Raw genomic sequence first — 5249 nt, 5'->3', positions numbered from 1 at the left:
GCGGGGGGCTGGTCGACGGGGACGTCGATCAGGGTCGGTTCCTCGTCGGGGTTGGGCACCGAGTGGACCCGGCGCGGGGAAGGGTCGGACTCGCGCAAGGTGCGGTCGGACTCGCGTGAGGTTCGGTCGGACTCGCGCAGGGAGCGGTCGGACTCGCGCGGCCCCCGGGAGACCTCGCGGGGGTAGTCGTCGCGGTAGCCCTGGGACTCCTCGCGGGAAACCGGGTGGTTTCGGCGGCGCAGCGCGACGGTGTCCTCGAAGCCGGCCTCGTAGCTGTCGGCGCCGTGGTCGGGGGCGATCAGCGGGTCGATGTCCGCGACCGCGGCCAGCCGCCGCTCACCAGGCTGCGGCTGGACGGGGGTCGGCAGCACCTGCGCCTGTTCGCCGACCAGCCAGCGGGCCTCGTCGTCGTCGGGTACGACGTACCGCCCGGGAGCGTCGTACGCGAACATGCCGATCTTCTCGTCCTTCTGCTCCTCGCCGGAGTCCTCGGAGTCGTCGGACTCGACGAAGTACGAGACGCGCACCGCCCACCGGCCGTCCTCGCGGCGCCAGGCGTCCCACTCGGCCGAGGCCGGGTCGACGTGCCGCAGCCGCAGCCGGTCGGTGACCCAGGCGCCGAGGTTCCGGGCCGGGGCGTCGCCGCCGCCGCGGCGCCGGACGGAGGCGCGCTGCGCGAGCGTCGCGATGTGGTCCCGCTCGGCCAGGACCGGGCCGGCGAACGCCATCACGCGTTCCATCGGCATCTGGGCGACCGCCGCGACGGCCTCGGGACTTTCGCCGGCGCGGATACGAGCCTGGATGTCTCGTGGGCGCAGCGCGCTCTCCATTTGAATCTCCAGCTGGCCGAGTCGGGCACGGTCGCCGCGGAGGGCCGCACGCAACCGGTCGTCGACCGGAACGGCGAACTCCTCGCCCGTCTCTGCCAGCGCCAGGATGAGTTGCGTCCCATCCTGGCTCAGACCGACGAGCCTCGCCTCGCGCATTGACCTTGTTCTCCTGTGCGGTTCTAGACAGTCTCTCCCGGACGCTGGGCCTGACCAAGACCGGCGCGCCGTGCCGCCCGGTCATTGTGGAGGTTACGTCACGAAAACACATCTTGCCTGGTCACCAGGGTCCTCCTGGTCACACCAGTCACATTAGTCACAACACGGCGTGACCGCCGACCAAGGGGTCAGCCGCCGAACGCCGATCGCACCGACAGCGCCCGCTTCACGTCGTCCACGCCGTCGGCCACGGACCGCCGGATCCCGGCCGCGACGGACTCGTCCGCGACGAGCGCGCTGCCGCGGTCGACGACACGCTGCTCAACTGCGTACCGCGGGAACGCGAGCTGTGCGCTGCGCGCCACGACCCACCCGGATCGGAGCTTCTCGGTGCCGCCGATCTCGGCGAAGTACCGGTCGACGTACGGCGCGGTCAGCTCGGCCTGCGCCGGGTGCCAGAACCCTTCGCAGGCGGCGTACAGCTCGTAGTTCGCGAGGTCGGCGTCGGTGGTGATCTGCCCCCAGGCGCGCTCCTTCGCCTCGGCGGTCGGCAGCGCGGCGCGGCAGCGGGTCGCGTGCACGACGCCTTCGGAGGAGGAGTCGCGTCGCAGTTCGGCGTCGATCTCGGCCTCGCCGATCGCGCCGAGCCGCGCGAGCTGCAGGGTGACCAGCCAGCGCAGGTCGGCATCCATCGTGACGCCGTCCGGTACGCCGTCACCGGCGAGCCAGCCCTTCAGCCGATCGACGTCATCGGTGAACCGGACGAACCCGCGCGCCAACGACAACTGCACGCTGCTCCCGACCTCGACGGTCTCCAAGCGGGCACGCAGTACGTCGGCCAGTTGCCCGCGATACGGCTCGTACGGGAGGTAGACGCCGAGCAGGTGGCTGACCGACCAGTTCAGCAGGGTCCCGACCGCGATGTCGCTGGTCTCCGTCGGCAGCATCCCGAGGACGACGTCGAACCCGGCCTTCGGGTCGAGTTCGGCGTCGGCGACAGCGTCCCGGACGCTGTTCAGTACGACGGCCCGCGTCACGCCGTCGGTGATCTTCGGGAGTACGGCGGCCAGGTTCGCGAGGCTGTCCGCGTCGAGCCGGATCTTCGCCCAGCTGTCGTCGCCGGCGTCCGGGATCACCACGGCGACCGACGGGTCCAGGTCGACGTCCACCTCGTCGGCGTCGACCAGTACGTCGACCGCGGTCCGGCCGCCGTCCGCGTCGTACCCGGCGACGATGAGCTTGTGCGGCCGGGTGGCCGGGTACGCCGCGGGAGCCTTCCGGTGCAGCTTGATGCCGCCCGCCGTACGGACGACGGTCAGCGTGTCGAGGCCCGGGGTCCGCAGCCAGGCCTGGGCCCAGTCGTCGAGCCCGGTCGCGCCGGCCTCTGTCCACTTGCCGACCAGGTCGGCGAAGGTCGCGTTGCCGAACTCGTGGGCCGCGATGTGCGCGTTGATGCCGGCCAGGAACACGTCGTCACCGAGGTACGCCGCGAGCTGCTTGAGGGTCGCCGCGCCCTTCGCGTAGGAGATGCCGTCGAAGTCGTCGAGCGAAGAGGCGGCGTCCTTGACCGCGTCGGCCGCGACCGGGTGCGTCGACGACCGCTGGTCGGCCTGCAGGCCCCACCACTTGCGCATGTAGGCGAAGTCGAGCCAGTTGTCGGAGTACCGGGTGGCGGCGGTCGCGACCCGGTGCGCCATGTACTCGGCGAACGACTCGTTCAGCCAGAGGTCGTTCCACCACTTCATCGTCACGGTGTCGCCGAACCACTGGTGCGCCATCTCGTGCACGATGGTCCGGGCCCGCTGGCTGCGCTCGCCGTCGGTCGCCGCGGACCGGAACACCATCGAGTCGCGGAACGTCACGCAGCCCGGGTTCTCCATCGCGCCGGCGTTGAACTCCGGGACGAACGCCTGGTGGTACTCGCCGAACGGGTACCGGTAGCCGAACATCCGGTGGTACTCGTCGAACGACTGCTTGGTGACCTCGAAGATGTCCGCGGCCTCGCGGTCGAGCGCGTCCTTCAGCGACTGCCGGGAGACGACGCTGAGGTTGATGCCGTCGTGGTGATCGGTGACCTGGTGGTACGGGCCGGCGACCACGGTGACGAAGTACGTCGACAGCGGCTTGGTCTCGGCGAGCTCCCACCGGCCGGGGGAGACCTGCGTGGCCGCGCCGTTGCCGAGCACGAGCCACTCCTGCGGCGCCGTGACCTTGAACCGGTACGGCGCCTTGAGGTCGGGCTGGTCGAAGCACGCGAAGATCCGCGGGCCGGCGTCCAGGAACGACATCGCGTACGTGTAGGCGAGGCCGTCGGCGGCGTCGACCGCGCGGTGCAGTCCCTCACCGTCGTGCGAGTACGCCATGGTGGCGACCACGACCAGCTCGTTCTCGGCCTGCAGGTCCGTCAGCTCGAGCCGTCCGTCGTTCAGGCCGGCCACGTCGACGGCCGAACCGTTGAGCGTCACCGAGATCAGCTCGTCAGGCTTGGCGTCCACCCAACTGCCCGATGACGACGCCGTGAACCTGATCGTCGTGGTGGATCCGAACGTCCGCTCGCCCTGGGTGAGGTCGAGGTCGACGTCGTACGACTGGACGGAGAGCGCGGCGGCCCGAGTACGGGCGCCGTCGACGGTGAGACTCGGCATGAGGGCCACTGTATGCGGTGACTAGGCTGAGCCCCATGGGCAATATGGAGTACCGCCAGCTGGGTGACTCGGGTCTGACCGTCAGCGTCGTCGGACTGGGCTGCAACAACTTCGGGCGCCGGCTGGACGCGAGCCGGACCGAGGCTGTTGTGAACGCCGCGATCGACGCCGGGATCACGCTGTTCGACACCGCGGACATCTACCGCGGCGAGCACGGATTCAGCGAGGAGCTGCTCGGCAAGGCGCTCGGGTCGCGCCGCGACGAGGTCGTGATCGCGACCAAGTTCGGCGGCGACATGGGCGGTGCGAACGGCCCGGACTGGGGCGTGCGTGGCTCCCGGCGGTACATCCGCAAGGCGGTCGAGTCCAGCCTGCGGCGGCTCGGTACCGACTGGATCGACCTGTACCAGCTGCATTTCCCGGACCCGGTGACGCCGATCGAGGAGACCTTGGCGGCCCTGTCCGAGTTGGTTGCCGAGGGCAAGGTGCGGTACATCGGCAGCTCCCAGTTCGCGGGCTGGCAGGTGGTGGACGCGGACTGGACGGCCCGGTCGAACGGCCTGGAGCGCTTCGTCAGCGCCCAGAACCAGTACTCCCTGCTCGAGCGCGACGTCGAGGACGAGCTGGTGCCGGCCTGTGAGCACCTCGGGATCGGCCTGCTGCCGTTCTTCCCGCTCGCCTCCGGTCTGCTGACCGGCAAGTACAAGCGCGGTACGTCGGCACCCGAGGGCACCCGGCTGGCGACGCAGCCCGAGCGGCTGGCGCGGGCGGACTTCGACAAGATCGAGGCGCTGGACACGTTCGCGGCCGAGCGCGGGCTGACGATGATCGACGTGGCGATCGGCGGTCTGGCCGCGCAGCCCGCGGTCGCGTCGGTGATCGCGGGTGCGACGAAGCCCGAGCAGATCACGCAGAACGTCGCCGCCGGCACCTGGGACCCGACCCCCGCCGACCTCGCCGCGCTGGACGAGCTGACGTGACACTGATCCTCCTACCGCCCTCGGAAGGCAAGACCGGGCGGTCGCGCGGGCGCCCCGTGGACCTGGAGACGCTGTCGTTCCCGGAGCTGAACCCGGTCCGCGAGCAGGTGCTCGAGACACTCGCGAAGGTGTCCGCGTCCGCCGACGCGCACGACGTACTCGAGGTCGGCGCGTCGCTGCACGACGAGGTCGAGCGCAACATCCTGTGGCGCACCGAGCCGGCCGTCCCGGTCTCCGAGCTGTACTCGGGCGTCCTGTACGACGCCCTCGGCTACGCCACGCTCTCCCCGGGGACCAAGCGCCGGGCCGCGAACCGGCTGCTCGTCGTCTCGGCCGCGTGGGGCGCGCTCCGCCCGGCCGACCGCGTCCCGCCGTACCGGCTGTCGATGGGTACGACGCTGCCGGGCCACGGATCGCTCGCCTCCGTCTGGCGGGAACCGCTCGGCGCCGCCCTGGCCGACGTCGACGGCGTGATCGTCGACTGCCGGTCCTCGACGTACGTCGCCGCGTGGCGGCCGAGTGGTGCGCAGGCGGACAAGTGGGTGTCGGTGAACGTGGTCCGCGAGCGCGACGGCGTACGGACGGTCGTGTCGCACAACGCCAAGCACACCCGCGGTCTGGTCGCGCGGCATCTACTG

Annotated in this window: 4 protein-coding genes; 2 read left to right on the top strand and 2 right to left on the bottom strand. The window is 70.9% G+C overall.

What is annotated here, in order from left to right:
- Together sepH and pepN are read right to left on the bottom strand one after the other, a co-directional pair.
- A partial coding sequence (gene sepH, locus VFF46_RS17155) for a septation protein SepH (protein ID WP_325038132.1) occupies window positions 1-986 on the bottom strand: 986 nt, incomplete at its 3' end.
- Window positions 987-1174: 188 nt separating this feature from the next.
- On the bottom strand, window positions 1175-3631 hold the full coding sequence (gene pepN / locus VFF46_RS17150; RefSeq protein ID WP_325038131.1) for an aminopeptidase N: 2457 nt from the start codon (window positions 3629-3631) through the stop codon (window positions 1175-1177).
- 35 nt (window positions 3632-3666) lie between these two features.
- Here pepN and VFF46_RS17145 point away from each other — a divergent pair, with 35 nt between their 5' ends.
- Both VFF46_RS17145 and VFF46_RS17140 read left to right on the top strand, forming a co-directional pair.
- Window positions 3667-4611, top strand: coding sequence for an aldo/keto reductase (locus VFF46_RS17145; protein ID WP_325038130.1), 945 nt, complete (start codon window positions 3667-3669; stop codon window positions 4609-4611).
- On the top strand, window positions 4608-5249 hold a 642-nt coding region (locus tag VFF46_RS17140; protein ID WP_325038129.1), incomplete at its 3' end, for a peroxide stress protein YaaA. The genes VFF46_RS17145 and VFF46_RS17140, both read left to right, overlap by 4 nt.

This window comes from Kribbella sp., assembly GCF_035655035.1.
Classification (GTDB): domain Bacteria; phylum Actinomycetota; class Actinomycetes; order Propionibacteriales; family Kribbellaceae; genus Kribbella.
The sequence above is the reverse complement of the archived record's forward strand: the minus strand, read 5'-3'. Positions and strand labels throughout refer to the sequence as shown.

Bases quoted from the DNA above. Each gene is read 5' to 3' on its own strand.
- pepN (WP_325038131.1), bottom strand. From the start codon at position 3,631: ATGCCGAGTCTCACCGTCGACGGCGCCCGTACTCGGGCCGCCGCGCTC.
- VFF46_RS17145 (WP_325038130.1), top strand. From the start codon at position 3,667: ATGGGCAATATGGAGTACCGCCAGCTGGGTGACTCGGGTCTGACCGTC.